The sequence below is a fragment of the Alcanivorax sp. IL2 genome (assembly GCF_047495475.1).
Taxonomy (GTDB): domain Bacteria; phylum Pseudomonadota; class Gammaproteobacteria; order Pseudomonadales; family Alcanivoracaceae; genus Alcanivorax.
Map to the genome: position 1 here is coordinate 3,336,603 of NZ_CP179932.1, position 19,663 is coordinate 3,356,265.

Consider the following 19,663-nt stretch of genomic DNA (forward strand, 5'->3'; position numbering starts at 1 on the left):
ATGAATGAGTCACAACCACATCGGCGTGGGCCGGCGGGTTCTGGACATTGAAGCCAGAGCCGTGGATGCCCTGAAAGACAGCCTGGATGACAGCTTCTCCGCCGCCTGCGACCTGATGCTTGGCGCCCGTGGCCGGGTAATTGTTACTGGCATGGGCAAAAGTGGCCATGTGGGCAGCAAACTGGCCGCCACCCTGGCCAGCACCGGCACCCCGGCTTTCTTTGTTCACCCGGGTGAGGCCTCCCACGGCGACCTGGGCATGATCACCACCGATGATGTGGTGCTCGCCCTGTCCAATTCCGGAGAAACCGCCGAAGTGCTGGCCATTCTGCCGGTGATAAAGCGCAAGGGCACCGCCCTGATCGGCATGACCGGTCGCCCGCAATCCGCACTGGCACAACTCTCTGATGTGCACCTGACCGTGGCAGTCAGTGAAGAAGCCTGCCCGCACAATCTGGCACCCACCTCGTCCACCACAGCGGCCCTCGCCATGGGCGACGCCCTGGCCATCGCCCTGCTGGAAGCACGCGGCTTCACCCCTGAAGACTTCGCCATGAGCCACCCTGGTGGCAGCCTGGGCCGACGCCTGCTGCTCAAGGTGGACGACATCATGCATGCTGGCGAGCGCCTGCCGGTGGTTGCCTCGGGCACTCCGCTCAGCGAAGCCCTGCTGGAAATGACCCGCAAAGGCCTGGGCATGACCGCCATCACCCGGGACGATGGCACCCTGGCCGGCATCTTTACGGATGGCGATCTGCGCCGCATGCTGGATCGGGATATCGACATTCGCCAGGCCACCATTGATGAAGTCATGGTGGCTCAGCCGATCACCATCGAACCCGGCCACCTGGCCGCCGAGGCCCTGCAGATCATGGAAACCCGCAAAATCAACGGCCTGATGGTCTGTGACAAGGACCACAAGCCTCTTGGTGCCTTCAACATGCAGGATCTGCTGCGCGCGGGGGTGGTGTAAATGCCTCTGCAGCTCTCATCCATTGATGCCCAGAACCTGCGCCTGATGGCCTTCGACGTGGACGGAGTGATGACCGACGGGCGCATCTACTTCAGCCCGGAAGGCGAAGCCATCAAGGTATTTAACACCCTGGACGGCCACGGTCTGAAAAAACTGGCCGCCAGCGGCGTCACCCTGGCCATCATCACCGGTCGCAATACACCCATGGTAGCCAAGCGTGCCGCCGACCTGGGCATCGCCCATGTGATACAGGGTCGTGAAGACAAGGGCGTCGCCCTGGCGGATCTGGCAGAACAGCTGGGTATCGCCGCCAGCGAGACCGGCTATGCCGGCGATGACGAACCGGACGTAAGCGCCCTGGACTGGGCCCAGATCAGTTTTGCCCCGGCCAATGCCCATGACTGTGCCAAGACAGCCGCCGATCACATTACCGAACGGCGCGGCGGCGAAGGCGCGGTTCGCGAAATCTGCGACGCTATCCTGGCGCAACGGAGCCCGGCATGAAGCGCCAGGGCCTGCTCAGTGCCACCGGCATTCTGATGCTGGGGCTGGTCATGCTGATGACCCTGCACGAGTGGGATGACACCCTGCCCGGCCAGGAGGATGCCATCCTCACTGCGCCTGCCATTGTCGCCAAGGACATTACTGCACGCGCCTTTAGTGAAGAGGACGGCCGTCTCCAGTACTATCTCACCGCCGAGACGCTGACCCAATACGACCACAACCCACTCACGGAAATGCAGCAACCCGAGCTGGAAATGGCCAACGACAAAGGCAGCTGGACCATTGTCAGCGAACAGGGCGTGGTGCAAGAAAATGGCGACCTGATTGTCTTCTCCGGCGACGTGACAGCCCGCAACCAGCAACAGAAAATCACCCTGGACACCCAGGAACTGCGCTTTCTCAGCGAGACCAACATCGCCAGCTCTCCCGGGGATGTTGACATAGAATTTGAATCCGGCAGGACCCGCGCGGGTGCGCTGGAGGCCGATCTCGACAAGGGCATACTGACCCTTGAAAAAGGAGTAAAGAGTGAGTTTGACGCGCCGGCTTCTTAGAACCTGCACCATCGCCCTGGCTGTGACCCTGCCGGTGAGCGCAGTGGCCGCCCCAGCACAAATGCCGGTGTCCGTCACCGCCGACTCCGGACGTTTCGAACAGGACGCCGGCAGCGGGCTGTATCGCGGCAATGTGGAACTGATACAGGGCAAGCGGAAACTGTTTGCCGATGAGATGCGCCTGTTTACCCGTAATGGCGAACTGATCCGCGTGGAAGCGTCCGGCACCCCGGTGCGCATGGAAGAAGGTGAGGACCTGCAGGCCCACGCCAATAACCTGGTCTACGACATTCGCCAACGCACCCTGGTACTCACCGGCGATGCTTACATTGAACACCTGGGCAACACCTTTGAAGGCGCCAAGGTGGAATACAGCCTGGATTCCAAGCGGGTAGACGCCAGCAGCGAAGGCGACAAACGGGTACGACTGGTGATCCCTGCCGAGAACCAGACGCCCAAGGAAGACACCCCTGCGGACAACAATGCAAACGACGAGGCGCCCGTAGCGCCCTCCTCAGAGGCGGAGCCAAACACCCCATGAGCCATTTACGTGCCCACCACCTGGCAAAAAGCTACAAGGGTCGCCGGGTCATCGAAGATGTCTCCCTGGACGTGGAAGCCGGCCAGATCGTCGGCCTGCTCGGTCCCAATGGCGCCGGCAAGACCACCTGCTTCTACATGATTGTCGGACTGGTGGAAGCGGACGCCGGTCGGATCGACATCAACGAGGCGGATATCACCCATCTGCCCATGCATGGCCGCGCCCAGCGTGGCATCGGCTACTTGCCCCAGGAAGCCAGCATCTTCCGCCGCCTGACCGTGGAAGAGAACATCATGGCGATCCTGGAAACCCGCAAGGAGCTGAGCAAGGCGGAGCGTCACGAACGCATGGAAAGCCTGCTCAAGGAATTCCATATCACCCACATCCGTGATTCCCTGGGTATGAGCCTGTCCGGCGGTGAGCGGCGCCGGGCAGAAATCGCCCGCGGCCTGGCCACCGACCCGGATTTCATCCTGCTGGATGAACCCTTCGCCGGCGTGGACCCGATTTCCGTGAACGACATCAAGGGCATCATCCGCCATCTGAAAGAGCGCGGCATCGGCGTACTGATCACCGACCACAACGTGCGCGAAACCCTGGATATCTGCGACACCGCCTACATCGTCAGCGCCGGCCATATCATCGCCTCCGGCGATGCGGACACCATTCTTGGCAACCAGCAGGTGCGGGATGTGTATCTGGGGGCCGATTTCAGGCTGTAAAAGGCAGTAAATAGTTAATAGTGAACAGTTAACAGCTCGCGGCCGGGGCATGCACTATTTTTGAGCAAGCCGCCGCGCCCATAGCTTGTTCGCGACGGAAAGGCTTGAAACACAGAAAACCTGCCCCGCGCGCTGTTAACTATTAACTGTTCACTGTTAACTACCTTCCTCCTAGCACACAACCACCATTGGCACAAATATTGCTTGCCTTATGCATAGGCTGTTATTCTCAGGTTTTGGGGATGACACCAGTCTGAGCAGTATGAAGCCAAGCCTACAACTACAAATCGGCCAGCAGCTGACCATGACTCCGCAGCTGCAGCAGGCTATACGCCTCCTGCAGCTCTCCACGCTGGACCTGCGTCAAGAGATTCAGCAGGCCGTGGAAAGTAATCCGTTGCTGGAGCTGGCCGATGATTTCGGTGACGAATCCCTGCCTGACGCTGACGAGGAACGTCAGGACGACCAGGAGCTGGATACCGAGCGTGACGATGCCCTGGAAGAGTTCGTGGATGACGAACCCGGCATCGAAACGGAATGGGACGATGTTTATTCCGGCCAGACCAGCAGCGCCTCCAGCGCCCTCCCCGACGATGCCGACGACTGGCAGCAGCGCCATAGTGTGGCCGGCAATCTACAGGACCACCTGCTCTGGCAACTGAATCTGACCCCCATGAGCGATGTGGACCGCATTATCGCCATGACCATCATCGAATCCCTGGACGATCGCGGCTACCTGACCGTCACCGTGGACGACATCGTGGCGATGATGAACGCCCAGGATGACCTGCTCACCGAAGGTGACGAGCTGGAAGCCGATGAAGTCCTGGCTGTGCAGCACCGCCTGCAACAATTCGACCCGGTGGGAGTTGCCAGTCTGGATCTGGCCGACTGCCTGCGGGTGCAGCTGCGCCAACTGCCCACGGACACGCCCTTTCTGGACTATGCCCTGGCCCTGCTCGGGCATCTCGAGCTACTGGAAAAGCACGACTACGCCGCCCTGCGCCGGGTACTGCAGATCAGCGAAGAAAACCTGCTGGACGCCCTCTCGCTGCTACGCACCCTGGACCCGGCTCCCGGCGAACAGATTGGGGAAAGCCAGGTGGATTACGCGGTGCCGGACGTGATCGTACGCCAGCACCAGGGGCGCTGGCAGGTCAGCCTGAACGAGGAGGTGCTGCCCAAGGTCAATTTGCAGCAGCAGTACGCCTCCATGGCCCGCAAGGCCGGTGGCGAGGATGGCCAGTACCTGCGCAACTGCGTGCAAGAAGCCAAGTGGTTCATCAAGAGCCTGCAAAGCCGCCACGACACCCTGCTGAAGGTGGCAACCCGCATCGTTGACGTTCAGCAGGACTTCTTCGACTATGGGGAAGAGGCCATGAAACCCCTGGTTCTGGCCGACATTGCCGACGCCGTCGAGATGCACGAATCGACCATCAGTCGGGTCACCAACCAGAAATACATGATGACACCCCGCGGCGTCTTTGAGTTGAAGTATTTCTTCTCCAGCCACGTGGGAACAGACGGCGGCGGTGAGTGTTCCTCCACCGCTATTCGTGCCATTATTAAGAAGCTGGTCGCTGCCGAGAATCCCCGCAAACCGCTCAGCGACAACAAGCTTGCAAGCTTGCTGAATGAGCAGGGAATCAATGTAGCGCGCCGGACAGTCGCCAAGTACCGTGAGGCGATGAGAATACCGTCATCCAGCGCCCGCAAGCGTTTGGTGTAGGCGCCGGGACGGCCCAACGAGCAGGTAAAGGAGCCAGCCATGCAAATTAATATCAGCGGTCATCACCTGGAAATTACCGATGCTTTGCGAGCCTACGTAGGAGACAAATTCTCCCGTCTTGAACGGCATTTCGACCAGATTACCAGTGTCCAGGTGATCCTTTCCCCGGAACCCAAGACCCACAAGGCGGAATCCACTATCCATATTTCCGGGGCCGACGTCTTCGCCACCGCTGAAGCAGTCGACATGTACGCTGCCATCGACAAGCTGACGGACAAGCTCGACCGCCAGATCCTCAAACACAAGGAAAAGGCCGTCAGCCACAAGCACGGCGGCCACTGAACCCAAAGCGACAATTATGCGAGTTCGCGAACTACTCACCGAAGCACGCACCCATAGCGAGGTGCAGGCCAGCAGCAAGAAACAGCTGCTGGACCAGGTTGCGCAGCTGGCCGCGGCCGGCTGCGACAGCCTCAACGAACAGGAGGTCTTCGACGCCCTGGTAGCCCGGGAAAAGCTGGGCTCCACGGGCATCGGTGAAGGCATCGCCATTCCTCACTGTCGTCTTGGTCACTGCCAGCAACCCATCGGGCTGCTGCTGAAACTCTCTACCCCCATCGATTTTGACGCCGTTGACGGTCGCCCGGTAGATCTGGTTTTTGTACTGCTGGTTCCCCAGGAAAACCCGGAACAGCACCTGAAAACCCTCAGCCACCTGGCGTCCCTGTTCAACGACGACGATTACCGTGCCGAGCTGCGATTGAGCAAGAACGACCACCACCTTTATCACACCGCCGTGGAATCCGAAGCGGAGCTGCGACTGGCATCATGAAGGAACGCAACACGCTTTCAGGCATCACCCGGGACATCCCCTCGTCTATCCATTTTGCGTGCCAACGTGCTGCAAATAGCGTGCAAGCGGTGCAACCATGAAACTCACCATCATCAGCGGCCGATCCGGCTCGGGGAAAACCACCGCCCTGCAAGCCATGGAAGACCAGAACTACTACTGCGTCGACAACCTGCCGGTGGGCATGCTCCCGACACTTGCGGAACAGCTTGACCAGGGCGAGCTCCCCATAGAGCGAGCGGCAGTAGGCATTGATGCGCGCAACCTGCCCACCCAGTTACTGGCTTTTGACGCCATCCTGGATGCACTGCACCAGCAGCAGGTAAAGACCGAAATTATTTATCTGGATGCGGACGACAACACTCTGCTCAAGCGCTTCAGCGCCACCCGCCGGCGACACCCGCTGGGCGCCCAGCAAGGCTCCGTGGAAGCAGCCATCCAGCATGAGCGGGAATTGCTGTCCAATATCCGCCTGCGCGCCGACCTGGTGATCGACACCAGCAACTATGACGTTCACAGCCTGCGTAACCTGATGCGCGAACGGGTAGCCAATCGCAGCGCCGCCCTGTCCCTGCAGCTGGAATCCTTCGGTTTCAAGAACGGCCTGCCCAACGATGCCGACCTGGTGTTTGACGTGCGGGTGCTGCCCAACCCGCACTGGCGGGCCGACCTGCGGCCCTTTACCGGCCGCGATGACGCCATTATCGATTTCCTCCAGCAGCACCAGGCCAGCCACGACATGCTTGAAGATATTCATCATTTCGTAAAACGCTGGCTGCCGGCGTTTGCTGACAGCGATCGCAGCTATGTGACTGTCGCCATTGGCTGCACTGGCGGCCGCCATCGTTCGGTATTCATTACCGAACAACTGGCAAAACGGCTACGCGATGAGGGCACCACCCTTCAGGTCCGCCACCGCGAACTGGATTAAGCCACTCAATGATCGAAAAACAACTGGATATCATCAACAAGCTTGGCCTGCATGCCCGTGCTGCCGCCAAGGTGGTCAGCGTGGCCTCCCGCTATGAAAGCCGCATTCATGTGATTCACAACGGCAGCCCCATCGACGCCAAAAGCATCATGGGGCTGCTCATGCTTGGCGCCGCCAAGGGCACCAGCGTCACCTTTCAGGTTGACGGCAACGATGAAACCGCCGCCATGGAAGAACTCACCGATCTGTTCGCCCGCCGCTTTGATGAAGAAGAATGAAAACAGTTAAAAGTTAACAGCGAATAGTGAACAGCTAAAAAATCAAGTACCACATGCCCCGAAGGGCTGTTACTGTTGGTTTATCCAAGTCCGAGCAGCAGCACACATTGTTCCCGCTGTTAACTATTCACTGTTAACTGTTAACTGATTCTTCGATGCCCGCCGATACCAGCCGTAGCCAACAGCACCACAAAATCATCAACCGCGCCTTGTCCAGCGGCACCTACACCCAGGTCCGTCAGCTGTTCAATAATCTGCCCGGTGCTGAAGCGGCGCATTTGCTGGAATCCTTCCCTCCCCGGGAACGGGAAATTCTCTGGCAACTGCTGAGCAAGGACCAGGAAAGCGAAGTCCTCCAGTATCTGGGCGAGGAAGTGCGGGTTGAACTGCTGCGCAACCTGAGCACCGACGAGCTGGTCTCGCTGGTGGAAGAGCTGGACACCGATGACCTGGCCGACCTGTTACAGGAATTGCCGGACCACGTCACCAGCCAGGTCATGGCCAGCCTGGACGCGCAGAACCGGGATCGGCTGGAACAGGTAATGAGTTACCCGGAGGATACCGCCGGGGGCCTGATGAACACGGATGTCATTACCATCCGCCCGGAAATCACCTTCGAGGTCGTGCAGCGCTATCTGCGCCGACGAGGCGAAATCCCTCGCACCACCGATAACCTGGCGGTGGTCAATCGCCGCAACCAGTTTATCGGGCTGCTGCCGCTGACCAAGGTCCTGATCAGCGACCCCGGCACCACCGTGCGCGAGGCCATGATCACCGATACCGAATCCATCCCCGCCACCTTGCCCGCTCACGAAGTGGCCAAGATCTTCGAACGCCAGGATCTGGTAACCGCCCCGGTGGTGGACGAAGACGGCATGCTGGTGGGCCGGATTACCATTGATGACGTGGTAGACGTGATTATCGAGGAAGCCGACCACTCACTGATGAGCATGGCCGGTCTGGATGAAGACGAGGACACCTTCGGTTCCGTCTGGCAGACCGCTCGCCGCCGGGCCGTCTGGCTGGGCATCAACTTGCTGACTGCGCTGGCGGCTTCCGCCGTCATCGGACTGTTCGAAGCCACCCTGGAAAAAGTGGTGGCGCTGGCCATTCTCATGCCTATCGTTGCCAGCATGGGCGGTATCGCCGGCAGCCAGACCCTGACCCTGGTGATCCGCGCCATGGCATTGGGGCAGATCCAGTCGAGCAATACTCGCTATCTGCTGGTCAAGGAGCTGTCCGTGGGGGCATTGAACGGCGTGCTGTGGGCCACGGTGATCGGCATTACCGCTGCGCTTTGGTTCGACGACCCCAGTATCGGCATGGTCATCGCCGCCGCCATGATCATCAATCTGATCATGGCCGCCTGCGCGGGTGCCTTGCTACCCATGATCATGAAAAAGATGGGCATCGACCCGGCCCTGGCGGGCTCCGTGGTGCTCACCACCATCACCGATATCGTGGGCTTCTTTGCCTTCCTGGGCCTGGCCACCGTGCTCTACGCCCATCTGCTGGTCTGAAAAAAAAGGCGCCATCGAGTGGCGCCTTTCTTGTCATGCTTTCCGCAGAATTTATTCCACAAAAATCTGCCGGAAAGACACGTAGTAGGCGCCGGCCAGAATCGGCATGACGAACAGCCAACCCAGCAGCAATGGCAAGGCAGCCACCAGCACGATCACCATGGTTACCAGCAGGTAAACGATCAAGGGAATCACGTTGCGGGTGAAGCCGCGCAGGCTCAGCTTCATGGCTTCGCCCACACCCTTGTTGCCCAGGAAGATCAACGGCACGGTGAAATAGAACAGATAGACGAAGCCAAACATGGCCACCAGCCCCAACAGGCCAAGCACCACCATGGCCCCGGTGTTAGCGCCACCGCCGGCACCCAGTGCATAACCCAGCCCGCCAAAGACAATCCCGAGCAGCAGCATCACGCCGAGCTGAGCCAGTGCCATCAGAATCAGTGGGCCGGTTCGATCAGAAAACGCGGCGAACAGGTCGGCGAAGTCCGAGGTGCCCTCGGTTTCCATGCGATGGAAGATTTTCACGATCCCCGCGTATAGCAGAGGCGTCGCCAGAATCTGAGCGATCATGCCAAGCAACGGAATGATCTGGAACGCAGAGGTAATCAGCACGGTGACCACCAGGGCCCCCAGCACCACACCCCAGTGCCCCGGCAGCATCTTGTGACCACTGCTGATCCAGCCCAGTGCGTCCCCCGCACTGATCTTGCGCGGCTCGGCCAGAATGGTCAGCGGCTGCGCCGGCGGATTATTGTCGTCAACCAGCTCGGCCTGCGGCTGTTGATACGGATTGATTTCACTCACGGTTTGCTCCTTTCCCGAAAAAAATTTTCATCCATTGAAAATGCCCGGATACAACGTATCGCTATCGCCCTGCGATTTTGATGGGCGACAACAACAGCGAGCCGCTGGCGATGTTACCCCGATAATCCACATCGGTACCGCTACCCTGAATACCCTTGAGCATCTCCCCCAAATGCCCCGCAATGGTAAACTCTTGCAACGCTCCTTGTATGACACCGTTCTCAAACCAGAAACCGCTAGCGCCACGGGAATAGTCTCCGGTCACCAGGTTCACCCCCTGCCCCATGACTTCCGTGATCAGAATGCCTTTCGGCACCCGGGCCATTAACGCTGCCAGTGACTCGCCGGTATCGGTAATAGACAGGTTACGCACCCCGCCACCATTGCCGGTGGGCTCCATCTGCAAACGGCGACCAGCATAAAGCCCCAGTACATACTGGCGCAGTACGCCATCCTCCACGAAAGACTGGGCACGAGTGGGCAGGCCATCACCATCGAAAGGGGCAGAGGCATTGCCGGCAGACAGATGGGGACTCTCTGTCAGCGCAAACCCCTTGGGCAGCACTGCGGTACCGATACTGTCCTGCAGGAAGGAGCTGCGACGGTAAAGGGCGCCACCGCTGATGGCCGAGACCAGGTGACCCAGCAGACCGGAGGCCACCTCCGGCGCAAAAATCACTGGCAACTCACCGGTCTCGGGAATACTCGCCCCCAGCCGCGCCAGGGTCCGCTCACGGGCTTTTTCACCAATCTCTTCGGCGCTGGCTAACCGCTCGCCGATGCGACCTCCGTCGTACCAGTAATCGCGCTGCATGCCATCATCGTCTTCCGCCACCACGCTGCAGACCCGGCTATGATGGGTGCCACGATAGCCGTGCAGAAAACCTTCCGAGGTGGCAAAGACACGCAGGCTGGCACCGCTGTTGATGGACGCGCCTTCCGAATTGACGATACGGTCATCATTGCGGGCAATGGTTTCACAGCGCAATGCCTCGTCGATGGCCGCCTGGGTATCCATTGCCCAGGGGTGATACAAGTCCAGGTCCGGTACCTCCCGAGCCAGCATCGAGGCCGGCGCCAGACCCGCATAACGATCTTCCTCGGTGTAGCGGGCAATGGAGGCCGCCGCCTGGATGGTGTCGCGCAGGCTGTCACGATTGTCGTCGGAACTGCTGGCGTGCCCCTTGCGCTGGCCACGGAACAGGGTCACCGACACACCGCGATCACGGTGGAATTCCACGGTTTCCACCTCCCCCTGGCGCACATTGACCGAATACCCCTGGGACAGGCTCACATTCACTTCCGCGCCATCGGCACCCTGCCGTTTCGCCTCTTCCAGCACCCAGGCGGCCGTATCTTCCGCCTGGCGTAATTGGGCAATATCCAGTACTGCTGTCGTTGCGGGGGAATCAGACATAAAATAGCGGTTCCGTAACCAGAATCAGAAAATGTAATGACCGAGTATAACGACGACCTGCTGACCAGCAAGACACAACAAAAACGCGATGACAGTGCTTTGCAGGAGCTGGGACTCTCGTTAATGGACATGAAGCCGGCAGAGCGCGAGCGACTGCCCCTGGGCGATGAGCTGAAAAAGGCCCTGGACGAAGCCGGCCGCATCAACCACCACGAGGCTCGCCGTCGCCATGCCCAGTACATCGGCCGCCTGATGCGCGAATCCAACAGCGAGCAGATCATCCAGGCGCTGGAAGCGTTTCATGATCCGTTCCGCCAGCAACGGCTGACCAACTGGGTAGAACAGATCATGGCCTGCGACCAGCCCAGGGACGCAGAAAGCACCCTGCAGCAAGTCCTGGACTTCTTCCCCCACGGTGACCGCCAGCAACTGCGCAACCTGAGCCGTAATGCACTCAAGGCCCGCGTTGACGACCCGACCACGGCGTCTGCCGCAGAAAAAGACAAGTTCAAACGCGAGCGGCGCAAGCTGATGAGCTACCTGAACCAGCTGGACAAAACCGCGCCTCTCTATTGAGATGAGAAACGCTTCATGCGGCTGGCGTAGGGTGGATTAGCCTAAGCGTAATCCACCTTCAATTTCACCATGGTGAGGGCAATGCGAGGAAAGCATGGTGGATTACGCCTGCGGCTAATTCACCCTACGTTCCTATCACTCGCGGGTTTTCGCTATTAACTGTTAACTATTCACTGTTAACTGCCTTGCCCTGCCACCAGCGCAAAAATGCCGCCCCTACCGCCTTTTGCGGCATGGAGTGCGCATCGCCCTCAATGCCCTGCTCTTCTTCCATCCGCGAAACCTTCTCGTTGGCAGCGGCAAACCAGGCTTCCGGATCGTCAATGCCGGCAGCCATATCTTCGCCATACAACGCCTTGCTGAACCAGGTACGGTCGGAATCGTCACCGCAACCGAAAGAGGTACGGTCTGACGCTGCAGAGGAAAACACTACCCGCTGGGGGGAAGCCAGGGCGTCTACCCATTTTCCGGAATAGCAGGCCGACACCACCAGCCACTGATGCTTTGCCTGCAGCCCATTCAGCCATTGCTTGCCATCCGCCACACTCAGATCATTGAGCTTGAGGTTTCGGTCATCCAGTAACAGGTCGCCCTCTTTCGAGCCGTGGCTGACCAGATGCACCATGAGCAGATCTTCTTGCGGATCCAGCAAGGCATCCAGCGCTTCCAGCGCTTCACGTACACTGGTTCGAGTCGCCAGGGGCAGATCATCGCTGCCGCCGTTGATCAGACGCACCTGCCGACGCTTGAGGTCGAATACCGAGCCCAGCCGCTCCGCCACCCAATCCACTTCCCGGGCAAACACAGCCTCTGTTCCATCACCACCCACCACCAGCAGGTAAACGTCGCGCACTCCGGGCCGCTGTGGTGCCAGGGATGACAGCACCGACTGCAAACGGCTGGATTCGGTGTACAGCCTCGCCTCCATTTTTGCTGCCCGGGCATGGCGATTTTGCCGGTAGGCCTGCTCACTGGCGTAATAGCGGCCACGCACGAAATACCCTTTTTCTTCCTGCGGCTCACCGTCGCCCTCAGCCGGTTGAATGCGTGTGCCGCTGCCGTGGGCATAGCCGTTTTCAAACTGGCCACGAATCACCACCCCATCCGGGCGGGTCAGTGCCCCCTGACCGTGGTAGGAAAAATAGCGAAACGCCCCTTCATACCGGTAACCTTCTTCGTCCCGGTAGCTGCCCTCGAGCAGCTCGCCATCCTCGAACCGGCCTTCGTAGTGCGCACCATCTTCGGTGACCCAGAGTCCCTGGCCATGGGGAGCAAAATCACGGAATTCCCCCTGGTAAGAGCCGCCGCTCTCATAGCTGACGGTGCCCTCAATCAGCTCACCCTGTTCGAACCGACCCTGCCAGGTGGCATCGTCACAGGTGAACTGCCCTTCCCCGTGCAGAACGCCGTCGACAAACTGACCTTCCTGAGCGCAGCCGCGACGGTCCACCAGTTTGCCGTGGCCATTAAGCCGCCCTTCGCGGAATTCCCCTTCGTAGTAGCGACCATCCGGCCAGGTCAGCGTACCTTCGCCATGAAAGAGATCATCACGGGTGTCACCGTCATACACCGCCCCGTCCGGCAAACGCAGATCCGCCGGCCACTGCACCGGATCACAGCCAACCAGCGCAACCAGAACCATTCCAAGGCAGAATACTTTCATCGGTAAACCCGTAACGTATTTATTAGCGTTTGTTATCCTACCGGCAGTTTGAACTGGGCCAGCTGTGACGAGGTGCGGCGCAGGTGCACGCATAGCAGTCGGGCAATGTTTTCCATGATCAGACTGACCGCATGGGGGCTGCGCTTGCGCAATTGCTCGATACCCTTGCGGGTGAGCACGATCAGGGTGGCATCCTCGGCGGCACGGACCGTGGCCGAACGAGGCTCGTGATCCACCAGCGCCATCTCGCCCATGGAGTCACCCGGTCGCAGATGGGCAATCACCACCTCGCCGCCGGCTTCGCTGTTCTTGACGATATCCAGGCAACCGCGCACCACAAAACAGACAAAATCACTGCGGTCCCCTTCCCGGCATACCGGCTCCCCGGCAGGGACCCGGTTAACAAACACCAGTTTTTCCAGTACCGCCAGTTCTTCATCACTAAGCCCGGCGAACAGACGCATGCGTGACAGAACATCCAGTACCTGGGACATCAGGCAGTGCCCCCCACGGTGAGGGCGTCCACCCGCAGGGTGGGCTGCCCCACCCCTACCGGCACGGACTGACCGTCCTTGCCGCAAACGCCGATGCCACTGTCCAGGGCCAGATCATTACCCACCATGGAGATGCGGCTCATCACTTCCGCGCCGCTACCGATCAGGGTGGCGCCTTTCACCGGGCAGACGATTTTGCCCTTCTCCACCAGGTAGGCTTCGCTGGTGGAAAATACAAAACGCCCGGAGGTGATATCCACCTGGCCACCACCGAAATTTACCGCGTAAATGCCGCGGTCGAGACTGGCAACAATATCCTGCGGATCACTCTCACCGGGCAGCATGTAGGTGTTGGTCATGCGTGGCATGGGCAGGTGGGCATAGGATTCCCGGCGGCCGTTACCGGTGGGAGCCACACCCATCAGCCGGGCGTTGGTCTTGTCCTGCATGAAGCCCACCAGTTTGCCGTTTTCGATCAGGGTATTGCAGGCGGTAGGGGTGCCTTCGTCGTCGATGGTCAGAGAGCCTCGGCGATCCGGCAGGGTGCCATCATCCACTACGGTACACAGGGGCGATGCCACCTGCTGACCAAATTTTTTGGCGAACATGGAAGTGCCCTTGCGATTGAAATCGCCTTCCAGACCATGACCCACCGCTTCGTGCAACAGCACACCGGGCCAGCCCGGCCCCAGTACCACCGGCATGGTGCCTGCCGGTGCCGCTTCGGCGTCCAGGTTCAGCAAGGCGCCACGTACGGCTTCCCGGGCCCAGGTTTCGATTCGCTCTTCCTGCAACAGCCAGTCGTAGGCCACCCGACCACCACCGCCGGCACTGCCGCGCTCGCGGCGGCCATTGCGTTCGGCGATCACGCTCACATTGCAGCGGATCAAAGGCCGCACATCCGCCGCCAGGGTGCCGTCACTGGCGACAACCATGATCACATCCTGTTCAGCACTGAGGCTGGCCGTGACTTCCACGATGGCCGGGTCCAGTGAGCGGGCCAGGGCATCGATACGTTGCAGCAGGGCCACCTTGTCTTCGGCGGGCCAGCCCAGTAGCGGATCAATGGCGGCATAACGGGCCGGCACCGCCCGGCTGGCAAGCTGGATCTGCCGGTCCTGACCATGTCGGGTAATGGCACGGGCCGCACCGCTGGCCTGCTGCAACGCGTCCAGGGTGATGTCATCACTATAGGCAAACCCGGTCTTGTCGCCCTGGACAATGCGCACGCCGGCGCCGCGCTCGGTATTGAAGCTGGCATCGCGGACGATACCGTCTTCGAGTACCCAGGCCTCATGGCGGCTGTGCTGGAAATACATGTCGGCATAATCTGCCTGGCCGGTCAGTTTGCCGTTCAGCAGCGACGCCAATTGCGGGGTGTGCAGGTTTGCCGGCGCCAGCAGTACGGACTCGGCAATGGAGAGGGCGTCATTATGTGTCATAGGGTCCTTCAATTCGGAATCGTTGATGCTGTTGAACCGGCATGCTTTGCCGAAGCTCATTCATGGTAGCAAGGTCCAGCTCGGCCACAAGAGCACCGGGAGAATCGCTCAGACTATCCACCACCCGGCCCCAGGGGTCCACCAGCATGGAATGCCCATAGGTGGCCCGACGCGGGCCGTGCTGGCCGCACTGGTTGGCGCCCAGCACATAACAGCCGGTCTGCACCGCCGTGGCACGCAGCAGCAATTGCCAGTGGGCCGCACCGGTGACCGCAGTAAACGCAGAGGGATAGACCAACAGCTGGGCCCCGGCGGCAACCAGCCGCTGGGCCAGGGCCGGAAAGCGCAGGTCATAACAGATCGCCATGCCCACCTGCAGCTCCCCCAGAGAGGCGGTCACCACTTCCTGGCCGGGTTCAAAGAAATCCGACTCACGATAACGGCCCTGGGCATCCTGCACATCCGCATCGAACAGATGCAGCTTGTCGTAACGGGCCAAGCGCTCCCCGGCAGCGTTTACCGCGATGGAGCAGGTGCGCACAAGCGGCGATGGTACCGGCTGCCCATCCGGGCGCTGCAGGGCGGGCAGACTGCCACCGATGATCGCCATACCCAGGCTGCGGGCCTGCTCACACAACCAGCCGACCAGCTCGTCATGACGCTCACCCAGCACCCGGTAATCACCGCCGTAGCCGGCGAAATTTTCCGGCAACACGGCCAGCTCGGCACCCTTTTGCCGGGCCTCGGCCAGTAGCGTTTCCGCCTGGCGCAGGTTGTCATCGGGCTGCTTGCCGCTGGTCATCTGGATGGCGGCAATCTGATAGCGTTGCACCGTCATTCGAATATCCCCTCGGTCTCTTTCACCTGTGGGCTGCTCCAGTTACCGGTTACCCGGTATTCCATGGTGGTGGTCTTGTCGAGCCGATCGCCCCAGATCCGCTCCACCACAAAAATACCCGCACAGGCAGCTGGCCCAGCCAGACAGCCCGCATACAGGTTACTGGACAATGGCAGGGTGACCTCCATGTTGTGATCCAGGGTTTCCTTTTCCAGATCAATGGCCCCCTTGACGCGAATCGCGGCTGACGGCGAATCAATGGCCAGATTGGATGTAGCCACCCGGGGGCCATCGATGGAGAAGTCGCCAGTAATGCTGTCGCAACTCATGCCTTTCTTGTACAGGTCCGAGAAATCCAGCCGCAAACGACGCTGGATCGTGCCGATATTGAGAATACCCAGCAGACGCAGGAAAGACGTCCTGGTATCGGTATCCGGAATCCGGCATTCCCCGATATCCACTTGGGTCTGCCCCTCCAGGGCCAGATAATCCATATTCAATGGCCAGTCAGCCCAACCCAGCACCACCTGGGCGCGGGCATCATCGGACTCTATCAATGCCGGCAAACCCCAGGCGTTCAGGGAGCGGCCAAGATTGTCCGAGGACAGGCTGCCGTTGAAGCGGCTGTACGGCTTGCCGGCTTCCTCGGTCCAGTCCAGCGTGCCTTGGAAACGACTGGATCGCCAGCGCCCGTCCAGATCGGAAATACGCACGCCCTGTTTCACCGGCCGCACCTTGCCTTGCCACTGGCCGTAGTCCTCACCATTGATAACGATACTGTTGAAATCCGCATCCAGCGGCGGCAGCGTCAGCGGCGACACCGGTGCGGATTCCCCATCATCACCGAGTGCCCCCTCGGGCAGGTTCAGATTGAGACGGGACACCGACATGGCCAGCGGCACCTCTCCCCGGGCGGTGAACCCGTCCGGGATACGCACGGACCCGGCCACCGCACGGCTACTCAGCGCCATATCCCAGCCAGCGGCCGCCGGCAGCACCGAGAGCCGGGTATCGGCTACCTCCATGCCAAACAGGTCCAGGCGATCCACCTGCAGGCTGACCTTGCTCAGCGAGGCATCGGCGGTAGCCACCCCGCCAGCCGTGCCGGCATTCAGCGAAGGCACCAGCCGGTTGCCGATAAAGTCGATCCAGGGTTCCACACTGGCATTAGCCAGCCGGCCGCGCACCTGGATCCCCTCGGCGGGCACCTGCAAGGTGCCGCTGCCCACCAGCAGATCACCCCGCACGCGCTTGTCGATGCGCAATGCCCCTCGCAGCAACCCGCCGTATTCCATGTCCAGCGCCAGACGTCCACCCGGATTACTGAGGCGGATATCCAGCGGCCGGGTTGCCTGGGCAGACTTGCCCAGTGGCGCCGGCGCATCCACGGTAATCCCTTTCATCGACGAGGCCGCTCGCAGTGAAAACGGGGTGCCCTGCCAGGGAATCTGCACGGTCAGCCCCAGTGGCAGCTGCCCGGAGAGAGGCTTCAGCCAGGGGAAACCCAGCCAGTTTGCCGCCTGCTTCATGGGCAGGCTGCCATCGAGCTGCAAGCGGCTACGGCCATCACGGGTCAGCCACTGGCCACCGAATTGACCTCCCAGGGCTCGGGCCTGCAGCCGGTCGATCTGCATGCCATCACGCAGATGAAAATAGACTGGCGCCGAGGCCTCGGTTACCTGCAGTTTGCGTGGCGTATTGTGAAGGGTGGCATCGTTCACCTGGGCATCCACAATCACCACCGGTGTGCCGCTGTCTTTTTGCAGCGGAATATCCAGCAACAGATAGCCCGCCATACTGCCGTCCCGGAAACGCCAGTCCAGCAGCTCTTCGGGAAGCTGTTTCCGCAGGGGCGTATCCTGAAAGAGCGTATCCAGATCCTTGACCGGCCCTTGAGCCCGACCGGAAATAATCAGCTTCGGCGTCTCGCCGGTGGCAAAATCCGGCACATCAACGTGTACATCCTGCAGCTTGCTGCCCAGTAATGTCCCGCTGCGAGCCAGCCCGCGTACCTGGCGACCATTGATCAGCACATCCGCCGACACGTCGCTGGCTACTGGCCAATCCGGCAGAAAAGACAGGCGCACATCGCGACCCTGATAGCGCATCTGCAAGGTGCGATCCTGCTGGCGGCTCTTGTCGATTTTTACCGGGCCCTGGTAAAGAATCTGCCCACGCTGCAGATGGCCGCCCTGGATAGCTTGCCCAAGCCAGCCAGACAACCCCTCGGGTAACCGCTTGAGCGGCATGTAATGGCTGGCGCGGGCACCATTGCCTTCGTAGATTTCTGCCGCCAGGCGCAATTGCGGAATCTGATCGGGGCGCAGACTGAGCTGCATGAGCGCCTCGCCATGGGCATCCGGATTGACCACGCGCAACCGCCCGGAGCGCACCAGCAGCTGTTCGCCATCACGCTGCCAGTCCAGCAGCCCGCTGATCTGGCCACCCAGGGCATGGTCATAAAGCCGCGGAAATTGCAGGCTCAGATTGTCGCTGTGCAGGTGCGTCAGCCCTTCAGAAGCGCTGCCCGACACCCAGCCGGAAAGCCCCTGCACACCCGGTATCCGGTCCTGCGCCTGGCTCGACAGACCGGTGAAGCGCAACTGGAATTTCTCCACTTGCCGGGCGCGTCCACGCAGATAAACACCATCCAGCAGGCCCCGTGGCGCCTGCACCTTCAAACGTTCACGGACCTGTTGCAGGTTATCGGGCAAAGCAAAAGGCCACTGCTGAAACTGCTGGCTGAGCGCGTGGAGAGGCAATTCATTGCCCCGAAACTGCCATTGCCGCTGCTCCCCCCGGGTCTGCCAGCGCAGCGCCAGATCACCCAGGTTGAGAGTACCGGCTGGCGAGTCACCGGACAGGTTGGTCAGGGACAGGGTCGCGCGCTCGCCGTCCCGAACCAGGGCCAGCCGCGCCGACAACTCGGTCATCGGCCAGTCTTGACCGTTTTGCTGCAGGGTCAGGGCAGGCAGATTCAGATTGATACGGGCATCATGAGGCTGCCCCTGTTTCAGGGTTGACCACACCTTCAGGCGACCATCCAGGGCTGCCACCTGCACCGGCCACCCCAGCTCCTCGGGCAGCCACTCGTGCAGCCGCTCGCCCTTGAGGCTGGCGTACAAATCCGCTTCCACCTCTTCCAGGGAAAACGCATCGCCGTGCAGATGAATGCGCGCCTGCAGAGACAGCGGGCGATCCCGGGCCTCCAGGTTCAACGCCAGGCGGTGCTCGTCTCCCCGATTGATCAGGGTGGCTTCCAGCTCGGAGGCTGCCAGTGGCGGCATACCCGGCCACTCCATGGACAAACGGGCATCGCTGATCACCAGCAACTGCTGGCGGTAAAACAGGGTGAGGATACGCTCCAGCGGCGGCCGCTGCTCCGGGTCATTGCTTCCCAGCGCCTCCAGGCCACGCAGTCGGATACTGCCATCCTCGCCGCGCACCAGATGCAGCTCCACCCCATGAATACGCAGCTCCTTAAGCACCAGATCCCGGTGCAACAAAGAACGGAACACGTCGATGCCCAGCACCACTTCGTCCAGCTCCAGAGCGGTATCGCCTTCCGGGGCCGGCAAGCGAATCTGGCGGGCCACAAACTGGGGCACCAAGCCGGACATCTTGCCGTCCAGCTCGGCGATGGTCAGCGGTGTCTGGATACGCTCTTCAAAGAGGACTTCCAGCCGTTCGCGATAATCCGGCACCAGCAGCATCATCTGACGGCCAACCACCACGTAGGCCGCCATCAGCAGCAGCAAGGCCACCGTCAGCCACCAGAGGGACGGATAAAGTCGATGCCAGCGATTGGGTCGGGTCGAGGCCAT

At 60.7% G+C, this 19,663-nt stretch carries 19 protein-coding genes; 12 read left to right on the plus strand and 7 right to left on the minus strand.

Translation table 11 applies throughout. The features are described 5' to 3' along the window. Positions 1-4 precede the first annotated feature (4 nt). From ACMG4N_RS15345 to mgtE, 11 genes are all read left to right on the plus strand, one after another. On the plus strand, positions 5-973 hold the full coding sequence (locus tag ACMG4N_RS15345) for a KpsF/GutQ family sugar-phosphate isomerase (RefSeq protein WP_297767206.1): 969 nt from the start codon (positions 5-7) through the stop codon (positions 971-973). Further along, the gene (locus ACMG4N_RS15350) at positions 974-1,477 is read left to right on the plus strand and encodes a KdsC family phosphatase (protein WP_297767208.1); all 504 of its coding nucleotides are present in this window, start codon (positions 974-976) and stop codon (positions 1,475-1,477) included. Next, on the plus strand, positions 1,474-2,031 hold the full coding sequence (lptC, locus tag ACMG4N_RS15355) for an LPS export ABC transporter periplasmic protein LptC (RefSeq protein ID WP_297767210.1): 558 nt from the start codon (positions 1,474-1,476) through the stop codon (positions 2,029-2,031). Before ACMG4N_RS15350 ends, lptC begins: the two co-directional genes overlap by 4 nt. Beyond that, positions 2,006-2,572, plus strand: a complete 567-nt coding sequence (gene lptA, locus ACMG4N_RS15360; RefSeq protein ID WP_414432312.1) for a lipopolysaccharide transport periplasmic protein LptA — start codon at positions 2,006-2,008, stop codon at positions 2,570-2,572. The genes lptC and lptA overlap by 26 nt, the downstream gene beginning before the upstream one ends. Next, positions 2,569-3,294 (plus strand): LPS export ABC transporter ATP-binding protein, encoded by a 726-nt coding sequence (gene lptB / locus ACMG4N_RS15365; RefSeq protein WP_290510650.1) that lies wholly within the window; start codon positions 2,569-2,571, stop codon positions 3,292-3,294. Before lptA ends, lptB begins: the two co-directional genes overlap by 4 nt. Before the next feature lie 262 nt (positions 3,295-3,556). Continuing rightward, positions 3,557-5,023, plus strand: a complete 1,467-nt coding sequence (locus tag ACMG4N_RS15370; protein ID WP_297767215.1) for an RNA polymerase factor sigma-54 — start codon at positions 3,557-3,559, stop codon at positions 5,021-5,023. Positions 5,024-5,062: 39 nt separating this feature from the next. After that, entirely contained in the window at positions 5,063-5,365 is a 303-nt protein-coding gene (gene hpf, locus ACMG4N_RS15375) for a ribosome hibernation-promoting factor, HPF/YfiA family (protein WP_035248094.1), read from the plus strand. Positions 5,366-5,381: 16 nt separating this feature from the next. Then, positions 5,382-5,855 carry a PTS IIA-like nitrogen regulatory protein PtsN gene (ptsN, locus tag ACMG4N_RS15380; protein ID WP_290510648.1) on the plus strand — a complete coding sequence of 158 codons (474 nt, stop codon included), beginning with the start codon at positions 5,382-5,384 and terminating at the stop codon, positions 5,853-5,855. 97 nt (positions 5,856-5,952) lie between these two features. Continuing rightward, positions 5,953-6,804 carry an RNase adapter RapZ gene (rapZ, locus tag ACMG4N_RS15385; RefSeq protein ID WP_297767219.1) on the plus strand — a complete coding sequence of 284 codons (852 nt, stop codon included), beginning with the start codon at positions 5,953-5,955 and terminating at the stop codon, positions 6,802-6,804. Positions 6,805-6,812: 8 nt separating this feature from the next. Beyond that, entirely contained in the window at positions 6,813-7,082 is a 270-nt protein-coding gene (locus ACMG4N_RS15390) for an HPr family phosphocarrier protein (RefSeq protein WP_297767220.1), read from the plus strand. A gap of 155 nt (positions 7,083-7,237) precedes the next feature. Continuing rightward, positions 7,238-8,602 carry a magnesium transporter gene (gene mgtE / locus ACMG4N_RS15395; protein WP_414432315.1) on the plus strand — a complete coding sequence of 455 codons (1,365 nt, stop codon included), beginning with the start codon at positions 7,238-7,240 and terminating at the stop codon, positions 8,600-8,602. Between the two features lie 51 nt (positions 8,603-8,653). Here mgtE and ACMG4N_RS15400 read toward each other — a convergent pair whose 3' ends face one another. Continuing rightward, on the minus strand, positions 8,654-9,409 hold the full coding sequence (locus tag ACMG4N_RS15400) for a BPSS1780 family membrane protein (protein WP_297767224.1): 756 nt from the start codon (positions 9,407-9,409) through the stop codon (positions 8,654-8,656). Between the two features lie 61 nt (positions 9,410-9,470). Continuing rightward, on the minus strand, positions 9,471-10,826 hold the full coding sequence (gene pmbA / locus ACMG4N_RS15405; RefSeq protein ID WP_414432317.1) for a metalloprotease PmbA: 1,356 nt from the start codon (positions 10,824-10,826) through the stop codon (positions 9,471-9,473). 36 nt (positions 10,827-10,862) lie between these two features. Here pmbA and yjgA point away from each other — a divergent pair, with 36 nt between their 5' ends. Then, positions 10,863-11,402 carry a ribosome biogenesis factor YjgA gene (gene yjgA / locus ACMG4N_RS15410; protein WP_297767228.1) on the plus strand — a complete coding sequence of 180 codons (540 nt, stop codon included), beginning with the start codon at positions 10,863-10,865 and terminating at the stop codon, positions 11,400-11,402. A 166-nt stretch (positions 11,403-11,568) separates the two neighbouring features. Here yjgA and ACMG4N_RS15415 read toward each other — a convergent pair whose 3' ends face one another. Genes ACMG4N_RS15415 through ACMG4N_RS15435 form a run of 5 tightly spaced genes read right to left on the minus strand, consistent with a single transcriptional unit; the run spans position 11,569 to position 19,663 of the window. Continuing rightward, a complete protein-coding gene (locus ACMG4N_RS15415) occupies positions 11,569-13,065 on the minus strand; it encodes a C13 family peptidase (RefSeq protein ID WP_414432320.1) in 1,497 nt (498 codons plus the stop codon). A gap of 32 nt (positions 13,066-13,097) precedes the next feature. After that, positions 13,098-13,559, minus strand: a complete 462-nt coding sequence (locus ACMG4N_RS15420) for a Crp/Fnr family transcriptional regulator (RefSeq protein WP_297767232.1) — start codon at positions 13,557-13,559, stop codon at positions 13,098-13,100. Then, positions 13,559-15,001: a metalloprotease TldD gene (tldD, locus tag ACMG4N_RS15425; RefSeq protein ID WP_297767234.1), complete on the minus strand. Its 1,443-nt coding sequence runs from the start codon at positions 14,999-15,001 to the stop codon at positions 13,559-13,561. The genes ACMG4N_RS15420 and tldD overlap by 1 nt, the downstream gene beginning before the upstream one ends. Then, on the minus strand, positions 14,991-15,839 hold the full coding sequence (locus ACMG4N_RS15430; protein ID WP_297767236.1) for a carbon-nitrogen hydrolase family protein: 849 nt from the start codon (positions 15,837-15,839) through the stop codon (positions 14,991-14,993). The genes tldD and ACMG4N_RS15430 overlap by 11 nt, the downstream gene beginning before the upstream one ends. Then, positions 15,836-19,663, minus strand: coding sequence for a YhdP family protein (locus tag ACMG4N_RS15435; RefSeq protein ID WP_414432322.1), 3,828 nt, complete (start codon positions 19,661-19,663; stop codon positions 15,836-15,838). The genes ACMG4N_RS15430 and ACMG4N_RS15435 overlap by 4 nt, the downstream gene beginning before the upstream one ends.

Excerpts from the sequence above, each read along its gene's own strand:
- ptsN (WP_290510648.1), top strand. The coding sequence starts at position 5,382 with ATGCGAGTTCGCGAACTACTCACCGAAGCACGCACCCATAGCGAGGTG.
- lptB (WP_290510650.1), top strand. The coding sequence starts at position 2,569 with ATGAGCCATTTACGTGCCCACCACCTGGCAAAAAGCTACAAGGGTCGC.
- ACMG4N_RS15390 (WP_297767220.1), top strand. The coding sequence starts at position 6,813 with ATGATCGAAAAACAACTGGATATCATCAACAAGCTTGGCCTGCATGCC.
- pmbA (WP_414432317.1), bottom strand. The coding sequence starts at position 10,826 with ATGTCTGATTCCCCCGCAACGACAGCAGTACTGGATATTGCCCAATTA.
- ACMG4N_RS15370 (WP_297767215.1), top strand. The coding sequence starts at position 3,557 with ATGAAGCCAAGCCTACAACTACAAATCGGCCAGCAGCTGACCATGACT.
- yjgA (WP_297767228.1), top strand. The coding sequence starts at position 10,863 with ATGACCGAGTATAACGACGACCTGCTGACCAGCAAGACACAACAAAAA.
- mgtE (WP_414432315.1), top strand. The coding sequence starts at position 7,238 with ATGCCCGCCGATACCAGCCGTAGCCAACAGCACCACAAAATCATCAAC.
- lptC (WP_297767210.1), top strand. The coding sequence starts at position 1,474 with ATGAAGCGCCAGGGCCTGCTCAGTGCCACCGGCATTCTGATGCTGGGG.
- rapZ (WP_297767219.1), top strand. The coding sequence starts at position 5,953 with ATGAAACTCACCATCATCAGCGGCCGATCCGGCTCGGGGAAAACCACC.
- ACMG4N_RS15345 (WP_297767206.1), top strand. The coding sequence starts at position 5 with ATGAGTCACAACCACATCGGCGTGGGCCGGCGGGTTCTGGACATTGAA.
- ACMG4N_RS15435 (WP_414432322.1), bottom strand. The coding sequence starts at position 19,663 with ATGGCCTCGACCCGACCCAATCGCTGGCATCGACTTTATCCGTCCCTC.
- hpf (WP_035248094.1), top strand. The coding sequence starts at position 5,063 with ATGCAAATTAATATCAGCGGTCATCACCTGGAAATTACCGATGCTTTG.
- ACMG4N_RS15415 (WP_414432320.1), bottom strand. The coding sequence starts at position 13,065 with ATGAAAGTATTCTGCCTTGGAATGGTTCTGGTTGCGCTGGTTGGCTGT.
- ACMG4N_RS15430 (WP_297767236.1), bottom strand. The coding sequence starts at position 15,839 with ATGACGGTGCAACGCTATCAGATTGCCGCCATCCAGATGACCAGCGGC.
- tldD (WP_297767234.1), bottom strand. The coding sequence starts at position 15,001 with ATGACACATAATGACGCCCTCTCCATTGCCGAGTCCGTACTGCTGGCG.
- ACMG4N_RS15350 (WP_297767208.1), top strand. The coding sequence starts at position 974 with ATGCCTCTGCAGCTCTCATCCATTGATGCCCAGAACCTGCGCCTGATG.
- ACMG4N_RS15420 (WP_297767232.1), bottom strand. The coding sequence starts at position 13,559 with ATGTCCCAGGTACTGGATGTTCTGTCACGCATGCGTCTGTTCGCCGGG.